At 34.0% G+C, this 2,836-nt stretch carries 3 protein-coding genes and 1 pseudogene; 3 read left to right on the top strand and 1 reads right to left on the bottom strand.

What is annotated here, in order from left to right:
- Positions 1-226: 226 nt before the first annotated feature.
- On the top strand, positions 227-649 hold the full coding sequence (locus HX743_RS15810) for a hypothetical protein (RefSeq protein WP_000656635.1): 423 nt from the start codon (positions 227-229) through the stop codon (positions 647-649).
- A 215-nt stretch (positions 650-864) separates the two neighbouring features.
- On the top strand, positions 865-1,275 hold the full coding sequence (locus tag HX743_RS15805) for a hypothetical protein (protein ID WP_001057867.1): 411 nt from the start codon (positions 865-867) through the stop codon (positions 1,273-1,275).
- Positions 1,276-1,507: 232 nt separating this feature from the next.
- Here HX743_RS15805 and HX743_RS15800 read toward each other — a convergent pair whose 3' ends face one another.
- On the bottom strand, positions 1,508-2,038 hold the full coding sequence (locus HX743_RS15800; protein WP_000963725.1) for a conjugal transfer protein TraD: 531 nt from the start codon (positions 2,036-2,038) through the stop codon (positions 1,508-1,510).
- Between the two features lie 453 nt (positions 2,039-2,491).
- Between HX743_RS15800 and HX743_RS16545 the strand changes: the two are divergent.
- Positions 2,492-2,710, top strand: a pseudogene (locus HX743_RS16545) (mobilization protein); the annotation flags it as partial.
- Positions 2,711-2,836: the final 126 nt, after the last annotated feature.

The raw sequence follows: 2,836 nt of genomic DNA, 5'->3' as shown, positions 1-2,836 counted from the left end.
AGCTTGGAACGCGGATGGAGAAGAGGAGCAACGCGATCTAGCTATCGCGGCCGCGATCAAGCAGGTGCGACAGACGTCATACTAGATATCAAGCGACTTCTCCTATCCCCTGGGAACACATCAATCTTACCGGAGAATATCGTTGGCCAAAGCCTTAGCGTAGGATTTCGCCCTCTCCCGCAAACGACCCCCTTTTATCTACACTAGATTTAAAACAGTTGAACGTATGAAAGAAGCTGTTTCTCAAAATATTCAATCAGACAACTTGAGCCATCAAAACGCCATCAAGAACAAGGAAGAACAAAAAGCCCGAATTAAAAAATTCCGTGATCAGTTAGAGATCGGGACGATCTTATATACCTCATGGGGATATGAGCAAACAAATGTAGACTTCTATCAAGTTATTGAGAAAAGCCGGGCATATTGTGTCATCCGTGAACTTAAACAGGCTTATGATGCAACAGGTTCAATGCAAGGTTATGTTGTGCCTTTACCGAATGAATTTACCAGCAAAGAGCCAATGAAAAAAAAGATCATGGATAACTATATCGTGATTCATCAGTCTGCAAATGCAACAGTATTAGATTTTGAATTATTGCCGACAGGTACAAAAGTTTATAAACGCTGCTATACATCATCATACGCATAAAACAGTTGACCCCCTGAAGGGGGTCAATTCACTACAGAGGAAAATATGAAGCATTCAAAATTAATATATAAAGATTGGCAATTATATTTAAGGCTCTTATTTGAAAATAAATAGGGGTAATAGTCACCCGCATTTTTTTGATGTTTAGATTTCTAATGCTTCAAAAAAATGCGGTTCATTGCGTATCATATAATGAATATTAAGGAACTGAAAAAATGAATAATGCTCAATTCAAAATTGAATGCTTCAGAAATGGTTTATATAGCCCAGAGCAAATAATTGAATTTTACAAGGTAGTCCACACGGAAGAAACTAAGTACAATAGCCGTGATGCTCAACTTTGGATTAATGGGAAAAGCTCTAGGGAATATCAAATTGACCCTAAAGCAATTCAAATTGTAGATATGCTTAATGCAATCAGATCGGAAGTAATTGCAAAAGAAAAAGAGCGTATAGAACTTGGCAATCCAAGATATAAATATCTATTCAAAGGTGAACAAGCACTATGGTCGGAGCATCAGGAATTTATAAATTTACCTGTCAATTTTTATAATTCAATAATGGTTGAGCTAGGTAAAAAAGATTTAATTTATTTTGAATTTTCAAAAAAAGATATTGAATCCTAAACGATAGAGCAGAGCAAAGTGTCTACTTTGCGAACTGAAAAATCTGAAAAATCCTCCCTTCTCTGATTACTGTTGAATGGGGCAAGCGAAGCAGACAAAATCTGTGATTTTGGCTAGCTGACCGCAGACCCGCAACTACTTCCATGTTACCTATAAGCGGGATTAACAAAGCAATCCCGCAGGGTTGCGACTGAAAAAAATTAAATTATATTTTTACCAGTTTGAATATTCTTTAATTTGTAGAGCCTGAATTATCAACTAGAGTTGATTTAGATTTTTTTGATTGTTCCCGATCAGCAATAAATTTGTCACCAGCAATTTTTAAACTGTCAAAATGTTGGGGATTGGATTTATATGATTCAAGAGCCTTTAAAAGAACACCAGTAATAATTCCTTTATCTTCAGTTGGGAAATCTACTATTTCAAAAAGCGCACCAATTGAAATTAATTTATGTTCACGTTTTTTGCGATCTTTAACTTGAGCAGCTTGAGCATCTTTTTTCAAACTAGCTAAAAGTTTTTTTTCATCTTCCTTAATTTTTTCTAATTCTAAACGTGCTTTATGTTTTTTAAATTCATTTTTCATTACACGTTCAAATGAACTAATTTGCTGCTTTGTTGGTGAGCCTGATTCAATACTTTTAACAAGTGACAAAATTAAATCTTCAGTTTGGTTTCTATTCTCTAATCCCTTCAAACGAGAGATTTCATCAGTTACAAACTTTTTTTGATCTTCAGTAAATTTTAGATTTTCGATAGCCATTGCCACTTCCTCATTGTCAATATTTTTAAATCATAGCATAACTAAAAATAGAGGAAATCTATTACAGCACTAAACAACAAAAATCATATTAAATTATTAATTTCTGACTTTTACAATTAAAGAAATATTTATTCTGAGTATGACTTGAATTGAAAAATATTTAGCCAGGTGATCATTTTTTATAGGATTTTTAAAATTTTAAAATTGGCTTTCAGTCCTTTAGTTTAAAAAATATCCTAATGTCTATCTAATAACAAAAAATTACAGTTTATAGCTTAAAAAAATCCTTATTAATCGTGTCACTTATAGACCCTCAGATTTGGGGTTTCTGAACTATGGGTTATCACCTTGTAGCGAATATATATTGAAGTTATCATGACAACAGCAGTTGGAATGCACGCTTCCGCGTTTCTCTCCGAGAAACAAAAAAAGCAGATTCAAAATAGGCGAATTATGGCGATTTATCACTTATCAGTTAAATCAGGTAGGCAATACGGTTCTTCGGGAAGTCGAGGGGCAAGCCATTACGCTTATATAAATCGTGAAGGTAAATACAAAAGAGAAGATTTAGAAAATATAAAATCAGGAAATTTACCAAATTGGGCTAAAGATGCTGCTCATTTTTGGAAGTCAGCAGATAAGAACGAACGCATTAATGGACGTATTTATACCATACGCGCCAACTTAAGGCTTAAACTGTTGAAATATATTATAATTATCGCTTGAAAAATAAAAAAGGTGGTTGTATTTATTAATGCGCTAACACAAAACACAACCACCGTGGCGTATCATGATTCA

The organism is Acinetobacter sp. Swhac1 (genome assembly GCF_013390985.1).
In the GTDB taxonomy this organism is placed as follows: Bacteria; Pseudomonadota; Gammaproteobacteria; order Pseudomonadales; family Moraxellaceae; genus Acinetobacter; species Acinetobacter towneri.
This window is presented reverse-complemented; position numbering and strand designations above follow the sequence as displayed.